This is a genomic window from Oceanisphaera sp. (genome assembly GCF_048268965.1).
GTDB lineage: Bacteria > Pseudomonadota > Gammaproteobacteria > Enterobacterales > Aeromonadaceae > Oceanimonas.
Genome location: NZ_JBLWUK010000023.1, coordinates 17,994 through 35,019, shown reverse-complemented (window position 1 = coordinate 35,019; position 17,026 = coordinate 17,994). Strand labels below are relative to the sequence as shown.

The following is a 17,026-nucleotide window of genomic DNA, read 5'->3' as shown; positions in this document are numbered from 1 at the left end:
ATTGTGATGAGTCAGAACGTATTTCAGTTTATAGATGTGCAACGTGTCGACCCGGCCAAGAAGCCGATCAGCACCCGTAAGATCGAGTTCGTGGAAATCTACGAGCCCTTTTCCGACAATCAGGTCGAGATGCAGGCCGACCGCTGCCTGGATTGCGGCAACCCTTACTGCGAGTGGAAGTGTCCGGTACACAATTATATTCCCAACTGGCTGAAACTGGCCAACGAGGGGCGCATCTTCGAGGCGGCTGACTTGTGTCACCAGACCAACAGCCTGCCTGAAGTCTGTGGCCGGGTCTGTCCACAAGACAGATTGTGTGAAGGCGCCTGTACGCTTAACGACGAATTTGGTGCCGTGACCATAGGTAATATCGAGAAATACATTACCGACAAGGCCTTCGAAATGGGCTGGCGCCCGGACATGTCCAATGTGGTGAAAACCGATCGCAAGGTGGCCGTCATTGGTGCCGGCCCCGCGGGTCTGGCCTGCGCCGACGTGCTGTCGCGTAACGGCGTCACCCCTGTGGTGTTTGACCGTTATCCAGAAATCGGTGGCCTGCTGACCTTCGGTATTCCTTCTTTCAAGCTGGAAAAATCGGTGATGAGCAATCGCCGGGAAATATTTACCGACATGGGCATCGAATTCCGACTCAATACCGAAGTGGGCAAAGACGTCGGCTTTCAGTCTCTGCTCGACGATTACGATGCGGTCTTTCTGGCGGTGGGTACCTACAAGTCTCTGCGGGGTGGCTTGACCAACGAAGATGCCGAGGGAGTTTATGATGCGCTGCCGTTTTTGATCGCCAACGCCAATCGGGTACTGGGTTTCGAAAAACAGGCCTCCGACTATATCGACATGGCCGGCAAGAAAGTGGTGGTGCTGGGTGGCGGCGATACCGCCATGGACTGTGTACGAACCTCTATTCGTCAGGGGGCCGCAGACGTGGTCTGTGCCTATCGCCGGGACGAAGCCAATATGCCCGGCTCACGCCGCGAGGTGCAGAATGCCAGGGAAGAGGGGGTGAACTTCATGTTCAACCTGCAGCCGACCGGCGTGCAGATCGACGCCAACGGCAAGGTCAGCGGCGTCGAGGTGGTGTCCACCCAGCTGGGCGAGCCCGATGCCAACGGTCGCCGCCGTCCGGAGCCGGTAGCCGGTTCCGAGCAGGTGTTGCCCGCCGACGCGGTGATCATGGCGTTCGGCTTTCAGCCTCACGATCAACCCTGGCTGCAGGAGTTTGGCATCGAGGCCGACCAGTGGGGCCGCATTGTCGCTCCCGAGCAGGCCGAGTTCGCCTTTCAAACCACCAATGCCAAGATTTTCGCCGGTGGCGACGCCGTACGGGGTTCGGATCTGGTGGTCACCGCCATCGCCGAAGGCCGTAAAGCCGCCGAAGGCATCATGGACTATATCGGGGTGTAAGCCTGCTTCACTCTGCAGTCACAGGCCGTTCTATGAGCGGCCTTTTAATTTATCCGCAAAACACACCTCCCTGGCATATCACGGTCGTGGGAGGCCATCTCTGTTCCCTCTTCTGGTACACCGAGTTGTCTGTAATACCAATTTCAGTAAAGATCTGATCACCTTTGAACCTGAATACTGGAGGCACCACAGCCACCTCCCACGACACGCCATAAACTCATCCCTGAGGGCTCGGGAAATGCCATCCCTGGCATTTCACGGTCGTGGGAGGCGATCTCTGCTGCCTCCTCTCAAGCACCGAGTTGCCTGCAGGCAGTACGAACAGGCCACTCCGTAGCATCAAGGAGGATGAAGGGAGCTGCTCCACCGACCATCACATGACAAGGACGTCATGTGTTTGAGCGTCACATGGACGTGCTTGCAGCGTGTCGGTGGAGGAGGCCCTTTATCCAACCTTTATAGAGCAAAAAATAGATCTGTTATTTAATCTGTTTGGTATAAGCCGTCCCCACAGGCGACTCTATAGCATAGGGTCGGATGAAGGGATCTCCTCCGCCGACCATCACATGACAGGGACGTCATGTGCTGAGCGTCACATGGATGTGCTTGCAGCGTGTCGGTGGAGTAGGCCCTTTGTCCGACTTTTATAGAGCAAGAAAATAGATCTGCTATTTAATCTGTTTGGTATCACTTGCTATCTCGGGTCGGCCTTTGGCGAGGATGGTGATAAACTCTTTTATTATTTTCGTTGCGAGAGAATCCCTTATGACTATCGGCATTATTGGCGCCATGGAGCAGGAAGTTGCCGTACTTCGTGCCAAACTGGAAAATACCCAGACCATTACCGTGGCGGGCTGCGAATTCTATCAGGGTACCCTGTCGGGCAAAGAAGTGGTGATTACGCGCTCGGGTATTGGCAAGGTAGCCGCCAGTATTGCGACCACCCTGCTGCTGGAGCGCTTCTCGCCCAAGGCCGTGATCAATACCGGTTCGGCTGGCGGCTTCGATCCGGCACTGCATGTGGGGGATGTGGTTATCTCCAGCGAAGTCCGCTTTCACGATGTAGACGTGACTGCCTTCGGCTATGAGATAGGCCAGATGGCTCAGCAGCCAGCGGCGTTTGTGGCCGATGCCGAGTTGGTGACGCTGGCGCAGGATTGCCTGGCCGAGCAGAGTGAGATTAATTCGGCAGTCGGTCTGATATGTACCGGCGATCAGTTCATGCACCGCGACGATCAGCTACAAAAGGCCGTGACCCAGTTTCCGCTGATGAAAGCCTGTGAAATGGAAGCTGGTGCCGTGGGTCAGGTGTGCCACCAGTTCAAGGTGCCTTTTGTGGTGGTCCGTGCCCTGTCCGATATTGCCGGCAAGGAACAGGCCGAATCGTTTGAGGCTTTTCTGGAAGTGGCTGCCAAGCACTCCAGTGCCATGGTGCTGGCCATGATAGCCCGCATGCCAGATTAAATGATGGATTACCTGTCGCTGCTAGAGCAGCCCGTCTCTCTACTCAGTATTGCCATACTGCTGAGCTTGCTGTTGCCTGCGACTCGTGTGCAACAGCTGCTGACTCAGGGCTTGCAGCTGCTGGGCGGCCGCCTTAATGGCGAACGTTACGGTGTCCGCTATCTCAGGCTGGCAGGTGCCGCTACCTTGCTCTGTTTACTGGTGCCGCTGGCCGCCACCTATTGGGCGTTGACCGTGCTGTCACCCTGGCCCGCCCTGCTCGAGCCGTTACTGCTATGGTGCTGTCTGGACCTGGGCCGACTGAGCCGGGCCTTGCCTCACTGCCTGCGGCAAAGTGAGCAGCAAAAGTCACTGGCCCGGCTCACGCTGACTCCCCTGTGTTTGCGCCAGACCGATCCGCTTTCTCCCCTGGGCCTGTACAAGGCAATGGCAGAAATGACGGTATTGCGCCTGGCCGCGGACATGGCGCTGCTGTGCTGGTATCTGTTTGCCGGCATTTATGGCGCCCTGCTGTTTGCCGTGCTGCGTTATAGCGTACAGGCCTGGCCATTCAAACTGGTACAGTGGCGCGCCTTCGGCCTGGCCCCGTCATGGTTATATCGCGCCATGGCCTGGCTGCCGTTTCAGCTGTTGGCGCTGACCTTGCTGATTTACCCGGGCTCACTGCGCGCCATCAAGGCCTGGCCACAAGGCAGGTTATGGGGCTATCCAGCCAGTGGCCGCCTGCTGGCGGTGGCCGCCGCGGGTGTCGATGCCGGATTGGGCGGCCCGCGACGCTATACCGACGCCACCGACTATTATCCCAAGCTTGGCAGCAAGCATTACCTTGATGAGGCATCTACTCGCGCCTTGTTGTGGCGGCTGGTGATGGCATTATTGTTTTGGCTGTCACTGGCCTGGACCGTCACCCTGGTGCCCTTGTTCCATGGTTAAGGCTCTTGTCATGCCATATTTCAGCTATCGGTTACTGCCGGTTCTGCTCTCGCCGCTGCTGTTCAGCAGTCTGGTACTGGCACAGGACACTCAGCCAGCGCCTGCTGAGCGCGTGATCAGCCTGGCCCCGCACATTACCGAAATGCTGTTTGCGATTGGGGCGGGTAACCAGGTGGTCGCCGTTGATGAGTCCAGTGACTATCCCGCCGCCGCACTTGAGTTGCCCAGAGTCGCCAATTATCGTTCGCTTAATATGGAGCAGCTGCTGGCCTTGCAACCGGATCTGGTGGTGGCCTGGGGCAATGCACAACAGCAAATGGTGCAACCACTGGAGCAGCTGGGGATTGCCGTTTTTTATTCGGCGCCGGCCACCTTTGCCGAACTGGGTGACGAGTTACAGCAGTTGGGTCGGCTGACCGGCCATCAGCAACAAGCGACCGAGGTGGCCAACGACTATCGACAGCAGATAAAGCAGCTTGAACAAGACTACCGGGATGCCAGCCCGGTGACGGTGTTTTATCAAATTGCCAGCACCCCCTTGATGTCGGCCAATAGCCGCACCTGGATGGGGCAGGCGGTTAGCTTGTGTGGTGGAGTCAATATCATGGCCGACAGCCCGGCGCCCTACCCGCTGGTGAATGCCGAGCAGGTGTTGGCACAAGACCCGCAAGCGATAGTAGCGGCAGATACCGAAGAACTGACACTCTGGTACCAATGGCCAGCCATGAAGGCCGTGGCACAGAGCCACTTGCTGACCATAGATGCCAATCTGCTGCATCGCTTTACCCCCCGCTCTCCTGTCGGGATCCGCCAGCTATGCCGGCAACTGGACACGGTCCGGGCAGGGCATTAAACACGCATGATGTTCCTGCCCGGCCTCTATTTCATGACATCCTTTCTATATGAGGTGAAAAGTTAATGCAGCCCCTGGTTGAGTCCGTTTTTTACTGGAGTGATATATTCGGTACCGCTGTATTCGCTTTTTCCGGGGTGTTAGTGGCCGGCCGACTGCGCATGGACGGCTTTGGCGTTATCGTGCTGGCCGCGGTAACCGCCATTGGCGGCGGCACCATACGCGATTTGATCATAGGCGCAGAAAGCGTCTTCTGGACGGTAGACACCCTTTATCTGTGGGTGATACTCGTGACTGCCCTGCTGGGGCAATACATTGCCAAGCTGCCACGCCGACTACCCTGGTATATTCTGCCGCTGGCCGATGCATTCGGCCTGGCCATCTTTACCATTATCGGCACCGAAAAGGCACTCAAATATGGTACTTCCGGCATGGTGGCCGTGGTGATGGGGGTGATTACCGGCGTGGCCGGGGGCATGATCCGCGATGTGCTGGCCCGTGAGGTGCCCATGGTGCTGCAGCGCGAAATTTACGCCACCGCCTGCATCCTGGGCGGTATTCTGTATACCCTTTCCCTGGAGCTGGGCATCACTCCCCTGCTGGCGACCGTGTTCGGCATGCTGGGCACCTTTGTGCTGCGCGTGGCCGCCATTCGCTGGCACCTGTCATTACCGGCCTTTTCGCTGCACCGCTGACACAGCCAGCGCCGGCAGACGATTTCGCAATACCCAGGAGGAAACTAGCCTGCTCCTCCGTCACTCCGTGCATACCTTCATGCACCAGGCTCCGCGCAAGACCCCGTTATCCTTCTGAATCCCTCCTGGTGAGTCCCTCACCAGGAGGGGAGCAAGTCATAGCTGCACCCAGTCCTGGGCCCTGCTGTCCTGTCGCTTCCTTGTAAATTCCCGACTTTCAACCAACACTTAATAAACGTTTAAGCGGATGGAAACAGGGAGGCTTTACACCTTTATTGGTGCAACAAAATATTAATGCTCAAGAACATAGTGCATCACCAGTGCGGATGGCTTCGTATATTTTTATTGGATGGGTTATGGGTTATTGATTTTCAAACTCAATAAAAGGAAATGTTTTTCTGGTGGCATAGCTGTCATTCATAGGGAATAGCCGCAGGCAGGCACGCAATCATGACATCTCGTTACAGCCGTAATAGAGAGGGTGTTGTAGATATTACTTTTAAGGAGAAACAGTGATGACCACAACAACATTTCGGGCATCAGCGATTGCGGGAGCAGTGACGCTCTCCGTGCTTGCGAGTGCCTTGAGCCTGATGCCCAGTCAGGCAGAGGCCAACGTTGCTTTAGATGACAGCGAGCGAATTGAAGCCCTGACCGAGCTGGGTAAAAGAGTATTCTTTGACCCCATTTCCCAGCCCAGAGGGGAGCAATCCTGCTCCAGCTGCCACGATCCCTCGACCGGGTGGACCGGCCCCTCATCGGCAGTCAACGAGGTTGAAGTCGCTATGCCAGGCGCAGCCTTTCACCATGATCCGGAGGCCAGAGGGGGGTTGAGGCCGCCAACCAATGCCTACGCGACCCTGATCCCCCCGTTTGCCGAAGTTGAGAACCCCTTCCTCCCGTTTCCCATCCTGGTTGGCGGGGCCTTCTGGGATGGCCGTGCCGAGGGGGACGATCCACTGTATCCGGATGGCGCCACCGAGCATATCTATCTGGCCGATGTGCTGGGGGTAACTGAAGATGACCCGGATCTGACCCTCTTTGAGCAGACAGTAAGAGGTTATCTGGGGCCGGTAGCGGATCAGGCGCTGAACCCCTTTACCAACCCGGTTGAGCAAAATACCCGCGAAAAAGGCGTTTGCCGGCATGTTGAGAGGGGAGATTATGCTCACCTGTTTGCGAAGGCCTGGGGTGAACCTATCATCTGTAGCAATGCCACCTACCGTACCAGCTTCAAGCGCATCGCAGTGGCACTGGCGGCCTATCAGGACTCTCCCGAGGTCAACTCCTTCAGCTCCAGACGCGATAATGCATTGCGTGCCGAGCTGACTTGTATGTCTTTAGACGAGATAAAGGCACTCCCCTGGGCCGGAAACTTGGAGCAGGGAGAAGTTGAAAGTATCTTGTCCAGATTCGGGCTCGCCCCCGATGATTTAGGTGCATCCTGCGCTGAGAAGCAACAGGGGGAGTTCGGACGCTTCCCGTTGGCAATGCTGACCGAGGAGGAAAACTGGGGACACGACCTGTTCTATTCATTCGGCCCAGTACCAGCAGGAGCTTTTAACTCCTGTACGAAGACGGTCATTACCGCAGACAACCCCAAGCCGGGTGCCCGTTGTGTTGCCTGTCATGCCAATAATCCGGGTGATGATGGTAGCGAGCCGCTACAGACTTATGCGGATCATGCCTATCACAATATCGGCGCGCCGGTGAATTATGAGATCCCCGGCGTTGTTGAATCGGCCCTCGGCCTGGCCGGACACACCGGAGAAGAGGCGGATATCGGGCTGATTAAAACCCCTACTCTGCGTAATGTGGCCAAGGCCCCTGACGGCGAACCCGACTTTGTAAAGGCCTATCTCAGCAACGGCTGGTTCAAGAGTTTGGAGAGCCTGGTGCATTTCTACAATACGTCGGATGTTAGCAGTAGTGGGGTTCCACGCTGTGCAGACGATATTGTCACCGAAGCACAAGCAATGGGGGCTGATGGCCTTCCTGCCTGCTGGCCTGCTCCTGGCCATACCAATGCAATCTCTATTGGTTTTGTGACGGGCAACCTGGGGCTCAGCAGCTGTGACGAGCAGGCGATCGTCGCCTACCTCAGAACCTTCGACGATCAGCGAGTGGTTGAGCGTCCGCCAACAACCAGCACGAGACCAGAAAGACGGAGCCGTACCGAGCGCTAGCCGTCAGGTGCAGCATGACAGATAGTCCGTTTGTGTAGTGGGATAGTGACCACTATTTGGTAACAAAAAAGGCCTCCGTAACGGAGGCCTTTTTATCGACTCAATCAATCATCAGCGTCAGGCCAGGGTCACCTTGGCAAACTTGCGCTTGCCAACCTGATAGACCGCCTCACCGGCCTGTACCAGCAGCTTGCCGTCTTCCAGCTTGTCGCCGTCGATCTTGACCGCACCCTGTTTGATCATGCGCAAGGCTTCAGACGTGGAGCCCACCAGACCCGCTTCTTTCAGCAGATTGGCAATGGCCATGCCGTCGGCGCCGGCATTCAGGGTGACTTCCGGCAGGTCGTCGGGAATGGCATTTTTCTGGAAACGCTGCACAAAGTCCTGATGCGCCTGCTCGGCGGCCGCCTCATCGTGATAGCGGCTGATGATTTCCTTGGCCAGCAGGATCTTGATATCGCGCGGGTTGGCCCCCTCGGCCACTTGCTGTTTAAGGGCGGCGAGCTCTTCCAGGCTGCGACGAGACAACAGCTCGAAGTAGCGCCACATCAACTCGTCCGACAGCGACATGATTTTGCCGAACATCTCACCGGGCGCCTCATCCACACCTATGTAGTTATGGGCCGACTTGGACATTTTCTTCACGCCATCCAGACCTTCCAGCAACGGCATGGTCAGCACCACCTGTGGTGACTGGCCGGCGTCCTTTTGCAGCTCACGACCCATCAGCAGGTTGAACTTCTGATCGGTACCGCCCAGCTCGATATCGGCTTTCAGTGCGACCGAGTCGTAACCCTGCAGCAAGGGATACATGAATTCGTGAATGGCAATCGACTGGCCAGAGCCATAGCGCTTCTTGAAGTCGTCCCGCTCTAACATACGCGCCACGGTCAGCTTGGACGCCAGTTTGATCATGCCGGTGGCGCCCAGCTCGCCCAGCCAGCTGGAGTTATACACAATTTGCGTTTTGTCCGCGTCCAGCACCTTGAATGCCTGTTCGGCATAGGTTTTGGCGTTATCGGCCACCTGCTCGGGGCTCAATGGCGGACGCGTACTGTTCTTGCCGCTAGGATCGCCAACCTGGGCGGTAAAGTCGCCAATCAATAACAACACCTCATGGCCCAGATCCTGAAACTGGCGCAGCTTGTTCAGGATCACCGTATGTCCAAGGTGAATGTCAGGTGCAGTCGGGTCCATACCCAACTTTACCCGCAGGGGACGATCCAGTTTTAACTTGGCAACGAGCTCTTCTTCGACCAATATTTCTTCAACACCGCGTTTGATTTCCGCTAATGCCGTTTCTAGCTGAGACATGACCACTCTACTCCTGTGCTGTGCACCTAAATAGCTGTTCTGAATGCTCGCTGCTATTCGAAACGGCTATGTAGACAAACCAAACAAAATAAGGTGAGCATATTACTGGAATGGCGGATAAATTGGAAAGAATGTAAAATCCATACATTCAAGGAAGAGTATTGGCGTCTCATGATTAACCTCCTCAAGCGGTTGCCTCGCCAACACCAAGTGGCCATCACCCTGCTGAGCCTCATGGTAGGGGTCTTGCTGATGGCACCGACTGAAGCTGTGCTGGCCAGTCGCTCACAACCGGCATCAGGCCTGCCCATCGGCGAACGCCAGTCTCTGGAGCTGGCGCTGGACGATATGCCTGTCGCCACAGAACAGCATTCTCTTCACGATCGCATGGTCAGCATCCGCAGCGGAGATACGCTCTCGGCTATTTTTGCCCGCAACGGCCTGCCTTCCAGCCTGCTGCTCGAGATCAACGAGCTGGGTAAACCGGTTGAAGAGCTGCAGAAAATTTACCCCGGCCAGCAGCTCATCTTTTCTTTTAACAACAAAGGCGAATTCTCCGGTTTGCGCTATCCGCTGGACGCCGCCCGTACCCTTGATATTCGCCGCACTGGCCAAGGGTTAAACAGCCGGATAATCAGCGCCGAGCTGGAGCACAGAGTCCAGTATGCCCAGGCCACCGTCAGATCCAATTTCTGGAAGGCCGGAGTCAGTGCAGGATTGTCGCCGAGCCAGATCATGAGCCTGGCCGCCATGTTTGCCTGGGATCTGGACTTTGCCTTCGACATTCGCGCCAATGACAGCTTCACCGTGCTCTATGAGCAACGTTACAAAGAGGGCATCAAGGTGGATACCGGCCATATTCTGGCCGCCGAGTTTATCAATCAGGGCAAGGTCTATCAGGCCATCCGCCATAGTGATGGCAACTATTACTCTCCCGAAGGCCGCGCCATGCGCAAGAGCTTCCTGCGGGCCCCGGTTAACTTCTCCCATATCAGCTCCAACTTCAACCCTCGCCGCCTGCATCCGGTGACCGGGCAAGTACGTCCGCACCGGGGCATAGACTACGCGGCGCGTACCGGTACCCCAGTGCTGGCCGCCGGTAGCGGCGTGGTATTAGAGTCGGGATTTAACCGCTTTAACGGCCATTATGTGGTGATCCGTCACGACAGCACCTACCTCACCAAATATCTGCACTTGCACAAGCGCATGGTGAAAAAAGGGGAAAAGGTACAGCAGGAACAACAAATTGGAACAGTAGGCGCCACCGGACGAGTGACCGGCCCTCATCTGCATTACGAGTTTCTGGTTAATGGGGTACACAAAGACCCGAAAAGCGTCGACCTGCCTCAGGCGGCGTTTTTATCGCCAAACGAACTGGCCCGGTTCAAGCCCAACGCGAATAAGCTGATGGCACAGCTGAACAAGGTCAGTAGCATTATGCTGGCGAACAACCAGCTCTAGAAACGGTGAAGGCTAGGTCGTAAGGAGTGAGGAGTGAGGGGTGAGGAGTGAGAGGTAGTCCGCGTCTGCAGGTCTGGTGTTTTACACCTGACCCCTCACCATTTACCGTTCACCAGTGACAGTAAAACCGTCAATCGCGCTCAAACGCTGCTGCCATCGGGCAACCTCATCGCCCAGCCTGGCATAGGCCTGCGCCGGTCGTTTGCCCCACACCGGGGCAGGCCAGGCGGCATCGGTCGTGAAGCGCGCTATATGATGCAGATGCAACTGAGGCACCATGTTACCCAGTGCCGCCACATTGATTTTATCGGCGGCCAGCTCGGTTTCCATCAATTGAGCCAAAGCGCAAGACTCACGCATCAGCTGCTGTTGTTCGTCACCGGTCAGCCAGTGTATTTCACGGATCCCTGCCCGCCTGGGCACCAGGATCAGCCAGGGGTACTGGCTGTCTTTAGCCAGCAACACCAGGCTCAGTGGCAGCTCGCCCAGCAATACCGTATCGGTGGCCAGCTGCGGATGTAACTGAAATTCGCTCACCGCAACGCCTCGGCGTGTTGGCGTAAATAGGCAATGATATCCGCAGACTCATAGAGCCAGAAATATTGTCCCGGCTCCTGCTCTATCCGCAGACAAGGCACCATACGCTGACCACCACCGGCCATTAACGCCTGCAAATGCTCAGGCTGGTTGGTATCGCATTCGGTAATCGTCAACCCCAGCTCGTCGATCACCCCTTTTACCCGGTCACAAAAGGGGCACCAGGCTCTTTGATAGAAGGCCAACTTATCTTGAGAATCAACCTCGGGAGCGGAACTCTGCTCGCCTTCGGAACCTTTAAGCCAGTCAAATAAAGACATAAGCCGCCTTATCCGTTAAACGCTAAAAGAGGACCCACAACCACAGGTGCTGGTTGCATTGGGGTTGGTCACCAGAAAACGGGAACCTTCCAGACCATCGATATAATCGACGGTACCGCCAATCAGATACTGCAAACTCATGCTGTCGACGACCATGACCACGCCGTTCTTTTCGATAACGGTGTCGCCGTCATTGGTTTTTTCATCGAAGGTAAAACCATACTGGAAGCCGGAACAGCCGCCGCCGGTAATGTATACCCGCAGGCGCAGATCCGGATTTTCCTCTTCGCTGATCAAGGCCTGAACTTTATTGGCTGCCGCATCGCTCATCTGGATCGGCAGAGGAATGGCATCGCTCATCATTACTTCTTGGTTCATCACTACCTCTTGGTTTAGTTATTGACCAAAATTATCTAATACCCGAGTAAACAGTTCAAGTATTGTCCAACACCGGCCAGTTGAGGCTCAAGGTTCGGGAAGCCTTGTTATCCAATATTAACTGTAATTCCAGCCTTTGTGCCTGGCTATCGGCGGGCAAGCGCAGCTGCCCCGTGATCACCTGAAAATGCCGAAAATCCAGGGTTATCGGCGCCACACCCAACATATCGTCGGTGAATAGCACCGATTGCCCGGCTTGCAGCGCTCGTACCTTTAACCGGGCTTGCCCGGTAATTCGGTGGCTGATCTGAGTAGGCTGCAGCAACACCAGACGGTAGGCGAACAGGCCGGGCTCGGCCTGGGGAATAATGTCTTCCTGCGCCAGCAGCAGCTCGACACCACCATCCGGAGCCAGCACCTGCCGATATAACGCCAGCTGCCTGGCCTGCTCCGCCAATTGTCGTGCCTGCACTTCCAGTTGCGTCAGCTGACTGCTCTCGGCACTTAACAAGGTTTGCAGATCGATACGCAGTTTCAGTAATGCTTGCTGATGGCGCTCAGCCTGCAGTCGATGCTGCTCCAGTAGTCGTGTCTGCTCATAGTAACGCAGTCCCAGATAGCCGGAAATTACCAGCAACAATACACTAAGAATCGATAATACCATTAAACGGCGATCGAACGGCGACGGCATAATAGACTCCGGTTAGGGCCTGCTGACTTTTAGCGGTGATATCTTGTGCGAGATAAACGCCTTTGACCGGGCCCGAAGGGCAGTGCTGGTGGTGCCTTGCGACTGCGTAATCGCTTATTCATGTAGCGTGACTATATGGCATAAGCACGGCTTTGTATAAGGAACCCACCAACTGGTTAAAAATCACCACTCCTGGTCGCCCCCTCACCCTGGGGCGAATTGTGCCAAAGCCACCCGTTCGGCGCCAGCAACATTCGCCCCGAGGCAACCAAGCCGACATTCAAGCTTGACCTGGTTTTTGATATAGTCAGGTCACCTTGGCGGCACTGGCCGCCATTGACCCACTTCAAAGGATGCTCACATGTCCAAGTCTGACGATTTATTTACCCAGGCCCGCCGCGTTATTCCCGGTGGTGTCAACTCTCCGGTACGCGCCTTTAATGGTGTGGGCGGTACGCCGCGTTTTATCGAGCGCGCCGACGGTGCTTATATTTTTGATGCCGATGGACAGTCATATGTCGATTATATCGGCTCCTGGGGCCCGATGATCCTGGGTCATAACGCCAAGGTCGTGCGTGACGCCGTAATTGAAGCCGTCGATCGTGGTTTGAGCTTTGGCGCCCCCACAGGGGTAGAGGTGACCATGGCGGAAAAAGTGAATCAGCTGGTGCCGTCCATGGAGCAGGTGCGCATGGTGAACTCGGGTACCGAAGCCACCATGAGTGCCATTCGCCTGGCCCGCGGTTTCACCCATCGTGATAAAATTCTGAAGTTTGAGGGCTGCTATCACGGTCATGCCGACTGTCTGCTGGTCAAGGCCGGCTCGGGTGCACTGACTCTGGGTCAGCCCAACTCACCGGGTGTACCGGCTGATTTTGCCAAGCACACCCTGACCGCCACCTTCAACGATCTGGACTCGGTCAAGGCCGCCTTTGCCGCCGCACCGGATGAGATTGCCTGCATCATAGTCGAGCCCATTGCCGGCAACATGAACTGCATTCCGCCTGCTCCCGGCTTTCTGGAAGGGCTGCGCGCCATTTGTGACCAATACGGCGCCTTGCTGATTTTTGATGAAGTAATGTGTGGTTTCCGTGTGGCATTGGGCGGTGCCCAGCAACGCTTTGGTGTAACGCCGGACTTGACCACCCTTGGCAAGATCATTGGTGGCGGCATGCCGGTCGGTGCCTTTGGTGGCCGTCGTGATGTCATGGAGCACCTGGCCCCCACAGGCCCCGTGTATCAGGCGGGCACCCTGTCAGGCAACCCGGTGGCCATGGCTGCGGGTCTGGCCACGCTGAACGCCATTAGCGAGCCTGGCGTACACGAGCAGCTTGAACAAAGCACCAAGGCACTGGTGGATGGCCTGCAGGCGGCCGCCGACAAGCACGGCATTCCGTTTACCACCACGCAAGTGGGCGCCATGTTCGGCTTGTTCTTTACCGATGAAAAAGACATACAGGGTTATGAACAGGTGACGCGCTGTGATCTGGATGCGTTCAAGCGTTTCTTCCACCTGATGCTGGATCAGGGTGTTCACCTGGCGCCCAGCGCCTTTGAAGCCGGCTTTATGTCACTGGCACACGGTGAAAAAGAAATTGCCCATACCCTGGCCGCCGCCGACCAGGCGTTTGCTGCCATGAAAGGCTAATTAGACGACTCGGGCTGCTGTATCTCTACCAGCGGCCCTTCGAGCAGCTCGACACTGTTACCATCCGGGTCAACAATAAATACGTAGCGTGAACAGGTTTGACCGTTCACTATAGACGGCTTTTCGGCCAGTATGCCGGCGCCATGCAAGGCACTCAGCGCCTCGTCCAAATCACTGACCTGCAAGGCAAAATGCCTTAATCCCAAGCGGCAGCCGCTGGCCCAGGGTGGAAAAGCCGCCAACTCTTCCGCTTCATCCTCAGGTCGAAAGCAGTAAAGCTCCAGTAATGCCTGCCCCAGCCGTAAATGGCAAATTTGTAACTGACCCGCCTCATCCTGCCAGCGATACACGGCCTCAAATCCCAGGCCCTTGTAAAAATCCTCGGAAGCCGGCAAATCGCGCACACTCAAGGTGACATGGTGAAAAGAAAACATCAGCAATTCCTCCATTTCCATACTATTGAGCATATACGATAAACACGGCGTTAAGCGGTCAGTTTCACGGGATCCGCCAAAGAGACCGCGGCCCCGAACGCCGGGCTGAACAGAGGCAAAACCGGTTCAGTCAGGCGACACGCGTTATAAGCCAACAAAAAAACGGTGTTTTTCAAGCCCTTGGTCGTCAGTTATCAGCCACAAATAAAAAAACAGGCCCCCTGACTTTCGTCAAGATGCCTGTTTTATAGAAAGCACGGTGCCCTGATTGTTTTTCTGACAGCGTAACGCTGATGGCTGTCAGCTTGCAGTTGCTTTTCGCCTCACTCTTCTCCCCTCACACTTCACGATCAGTTCAGCGTGCGAAGTTAAAGATATCCTTTAACCAGTCTCCGATTTGCTCGCTCGCCTCGGGAAGAGAGGGGGTGCTGGGCTGACACCCTCGAACTCCCGGCATCCCCGCCGTCTTGGCCGGCAGCAGACGGGTTTGCTCACAACGTGGGTCGGCAGGCATGCCATCGCTGTAGGCAAAGTTCACCTGTTCGATACCCGCAGGGGCATTCAACTCCAGCGAGTCGACACCGCGGCTATCCAGGTAGCGGCTATATACGCGCAGCGCCCCGCTGGCACCGGTCAGCCCGGTCACACCGTTATCGTCACGACCGACCCAGACGCTGGCCAGCTCTTCGTTGTCCAGCCCCGCATACCAGGCATCGCGCAAATCGTTGGTAGTACCGGTTTTACCCGCCATGACCCGATTGGGAAAACGCGCCGCCAGGTGCGCGGCCGTCCCGCCGCCCACCGCCCGCGTCATGGCGTACAGCGCCAGATATCCCGCCTCCGGATCCAATACCTGAGTCGCCTTGGCGTTATGCTGATACAGCAGCTCGCCCTGATCGTCCTGAATGGCGCGAATCGAGGTCAGTGGCTGATACAGCCCCTGGTTGGCCAGGGTTAAATACAACTGGTTCACCTCCAGTGGCGTCAGCTCCAGGGTACCCAGCATCAAAGAGGGGTAGGCAGGAATGGGCTGTCTGACCCCCATGCGCTGGAGACCTTCAATCACCTTGTCCAGCCCAACGGCCATGCCCAGATTCACGGTCGGTACGTTTAACGACCTGGCCAGTGCATCCACCAGCATCACCTGGCCGCGAAACTTGCGGTCGTAGTTATTGGGTCGCCATACCTGCCCACCGGCACTGCGCAAACTGATCGGCTCATCCTTGATGGCACTGCCCAGCGTAAAACCACTGGCCAGGGCTTCGGCATAGATAGGAGGCTTGATCAGCGAGCCTATCGGACGCCGCGCCGCCAGGGCGCGGTTGAAACCGGCAAAACTGGGGTCGGCTCCGCCCACTACCGCGCTCACTTCGCCCTTGCGCCAGTTGGTGACCACCATGGCGGCTTCCAGATCAGGCTTTTTGGTGTTGGCCCTTAACTGTTTCAGCTGCTCGGTAATGGCCTGCTCGGCACTGTGCTGGGCAATGGGATCCAGGCTGCTGAATATTTTAAGGCCGTTCTGGCGCAAAAAGTCGGCACCAAAACGCTCTTGCAGCTCCTGGCGCAGCAGGCCCATGAAGGCCGGGGTACGGCCATATCCCATGCGCCCCCGCTCAATCAACTGCAGCGGTGCATTGCTGGCCCGTTCATACGTTTCACGGTCAATATGGCCATCATTGGCCAGCAGACGCAGTACCAGATCCCGGCGATCTTGCGCGCGCTCGGCATTACGCCAGGGGTCGTAATAAGACGGTCCCTTCACCAGTGCCACCATCAGGGCCATCTGGTCCGGGTTCAACTCGTTCAGAGGCAGGCCAAAGTAAAAATAGCTGGCCAGACCGAAGCCATATACCCCCTGCCCTCCATTTTGCCCCAGGTACACCTCGTTGAGATAGGCCTCGAGAATCTCGTCTTTCTCGTAGCGGAAATCAATGATGAGCGCCATGTAGGCTTCCTGGATTTTGCGCCACAGGCTGCGGTCCTGGGTCAGGAAGAAGTTTTTTGCCAATTGCTGGGTCAGGGTACTGCCCCCCTGCACGGTACGCCCAGCCTTGATGTTGACCACCAAAGCCCGGAGTATGGCCAGCGGCGAAACCCCGTCGTGCTCGTAAAAGTCTTTGTCTTCTACGGTGAGCAGCGCCGTTTTCAGCAGCTCGGGTACCTGGTCCAGACGCACCAGCAAACGATCTTCGCGTTTTTCCACGTTCAAGCGGTCCAGCAATACCGGATCCATGCGCGCATAACCCAGCTCGCGGCCATTGCTCGGGTTCTGCATACGCTGTAATCGCTGGCCGGAAAATGTCAGCAGTATCTGTCGTGCCTGCTCGGCACCGTCGGAAAAATTAAAGCTGCGCCGATGAATTTCGATGCGATTGCTGGCCACCGCATACTCACCGGGGCGGCTGGGGCTGGCGACCTTGCGATAGTTCAGCAACTGCAGCTCGCGCAACATTTGGGCATGAGAGAGCTTCTGGCCGGGGAACAACTCCAGCGGCCGGCTATAAACCAGCGCCGGCAGTGCCCACTTCTGGCCTTCAAAGCGTGCTCTTACCTGGCTGTCCAGGTAAATACCGAAGATGCCCATGAGCACCGCAAATACCAGAGACAACTTGAACAGCAGTCCCCACCATTTGCGGGTCGACTTGACGGGCTTTTTCTTCGATTTTCTGGTTCGGGTCTGTTTTGCCATA

15 protein-coding genes are annotated in these 17,026 nt (G+C 56.4%); 8 read left to right on the top strand and 7 right to left on the bottom strand.

Going from position 1 to position 17,026, the window contains the following annotated elements:
* Window positions 1-6: 6 nt before the first annotated feature.
* From ACN0VL_RS11110 to ACN0VL_RS11085, 6 genes are all read left to right on the top strand, one after another.
* A complete protein-coding gene (locus tag ACN0VL_RS11110; RefSeq protein WP_417617343.1) occupies window positions 7-1,422 on the top strand; it encodes an FAD-dependent oxidoreductase in 1,416 nt (471 codons plus the stop codon).
* A 765-nt stretch (window positions 1,423-2,187) separates the two neighbouring features.
* Entirely contained in the window at window positions 2,188-2,886 is a 699-nt protein-coding gene (mtnN, locus tag ACN0VL_RS11105) for a 5'-methylthioadenosine/S-adenosylhomocysteine nucleosidase (RefSeq protein ID WP_417617341.1), read from the top strand.
* Window positions 2,887-3,819, top strand: a complete 933-nt coding sequence (locus tag ACN0VL_RS11100) for a cobalamin biosynthesis protein (RefSeq protein ID WP_417617339.1) — start codon at window positions 2,887-2,889, stop codon at window positions 3,817-3,819.
* Window positions 3,820-3,829: 10 nt separating this feature from the next.
* Window positions 3,830-4,672 (top strand): cobalamin-binding protein, encoded by an 843-nt coding sequence (locus tag ACN0VL_RS11095; RefSeq protein ID WP_417617337.1) that lies wholly within the window; start codon window positions 3,830-3,832, stop codon window positions 4,670-4,672.
* Window positions 4,673-4,737: 65 nt separating this feature from the next.
* Window positions 4,738-5,367, top strand: coding sequence for a trimeric intracellular cation channel family protein (locus ACN0VL_RS11090; protein ID WP_417617335.1), 630 nt, complete (start codon window positions 4,738-4,740; stop codon window positions 5,365-5,367).
* 515 nt (window positions 5,368-5,882) lie between these two features.
* The gene (locus ACN0VL_RS11085; RefSeq protein ID WP_417617333.1) at window positions 5,883-7,553 is read left to right on the top strand and encodes a cytochrome-c peroxidase; all 1,671 of its coding nucleotides are present in this window, start codon (window positions 5,883-5,885) and stop codon (window positions 7,551-7,553) included.
* 117 nt (window positions 7,554-7,670) lie between these two features.
* On the opposite strand, the gene tyrS is transcribed toward ACN0VL_RS11085, so the two are convergent.
* The gene (gene tyrS / locus ACN0VL_RS11080; RefSeq protein WP_417617331.1) at window positions 7,671-8,867 is read right to left on the bottom strand and encodes a tyrosine--tRNA ligase; all 1,197 of its coding nucleotides are present in this window, start codon (window positions 8,865-8,867) and stop codon (window positions 7,671-7,673) included.
* A 171-nt stretch (window positions 8,868-9,038) separates the two neighbouring features.
* On the opposite strand from tyrS, the gene ACN0VL_RS11075 reads away from it, so the two are divergent.
* Window positions 9,039-10,328: a peptidoglycan DD-metalloendopeptidase family protein gene (locus tag ACN0VL_RS11075; RefSeq protein WP_417617330.1), complete on the top strand. Its 1,290-nt coding sequence runs from the start codon at window positions 9,039-9,041 to the stop codon at window positions 10,326-10,328.
* A gap of 102 nt (window positions 10,329-10,430) precedes the next feature.
* On the opposite strand, the gene ACN0VL_RS11070 is transcribed toward ACN0VL_RS11075, so the two are convergent.
* The 4 genes from ACN0VL_RS11070 to ACN0VL_RS11055 all read right to left on the bottom strand — a co-directional run bounded on the left by ACN0VL_RS11070 (window position 10,431) and on the right by ACN0VL_RS11055 (window position 12,254).
* Window positions 10,431-10,865: an HIT domain-containing protein gene (locus ACN0VL_RS11070; protein ID WP_417617328.1), complete on the bottom strand. Its 435-nt coding sequence runs from the start codon at window positions 10,863-10,865 to the stop codon at window positions 10,431-10,433.
* The gene (locus ACN0VL_RS11065; RefSeq protein WP_417617326.1) at window positions 10,862-11,185 is read right to left on the bottom strand and encodes a glutaredoxin family protein; all 324 of its coding nucleotides are present in this window, start codon (window positions 11,183-11,185) and stop codon (window positions 10,862-10,864) included. Before ACN0VL_RS11065 ends, ACN0VL_RS11070 begins: the two co-directional genes overlap by 4 nt.
* Window positions 11,186-11,200: 15 nt before the next feature.
* On the bottom strand, window positions 11,201-11,545 hold the full coding sequence (erpA, locus tag ACN0VL_RS11060) for an iron-sulfur cluster insertion protein ErpA (RefSeq protein ID WP_417617373.1): 345 nt from the start codon (window positions 11,543-11,545) through the stop codon (window positions 11,201-11,203).
* 73 nt (window positions 11,546-11,618) lie between these two features.
* Entirely contained in the window at window positions 11,619-12,254 is a 636-nt protein-coding gene (locus ACN0VL_RS11055; protein ID WP_417617324.1) for a DUF6776 family protein, read from the bottom strand.
* A gap of 361 nt (window positions 12,255-12,615) precedes the next feature.
* Between ACN0VL_RS11055 and hemL the strand changes: the two genes are divergently transcribed.
* Window positions 12,616-13,902, top strand: coding sequence for a glutamate-1-semialdehyde 2,1-aminomutase (gene hemL / locus ACN0VL_RS11050; protein WP_417617322.1), 1,287 nt, complete (start codon window positions 12,616-12,618; stop codon window positions 13,900-13,902).
* Here the strand turns inward: hemL and ACN0VL_RS11045 are convergent.
* Window positions 13,899-14,336 (bottom strand): VOC family protein, encoded by a 438-nt coding sequence (locus ACN0VL_RS11045; RefSeq protein WP_417617320.1) that lies wholly within the window; start codon window positions 14,334-14,336, stop codon window positions 13,899-13,901. The two genes, hemL and ACN0VL_RS11045, sit on opposite strands and share 4 nt — an antisense overlap.
* A gap of 355 nt (window positions 14,337-14,691) precedes the next feature.
* The gene (gene mrcB, locus ACN0VL_RS11040; protein WP_417617318.1) at window positions 14,692-17,025 is read right to left on the bottom strand and encodes a penicillin-binding protein 1B; all 2,334 of its coding nucleotides are present in this window, start codon (window positions 17,023-17,025) and stop codon (window positions 14,692-14,694) included.
* Between the last annotated feature and the right edge of the window lies 1 nt (window position 17,026).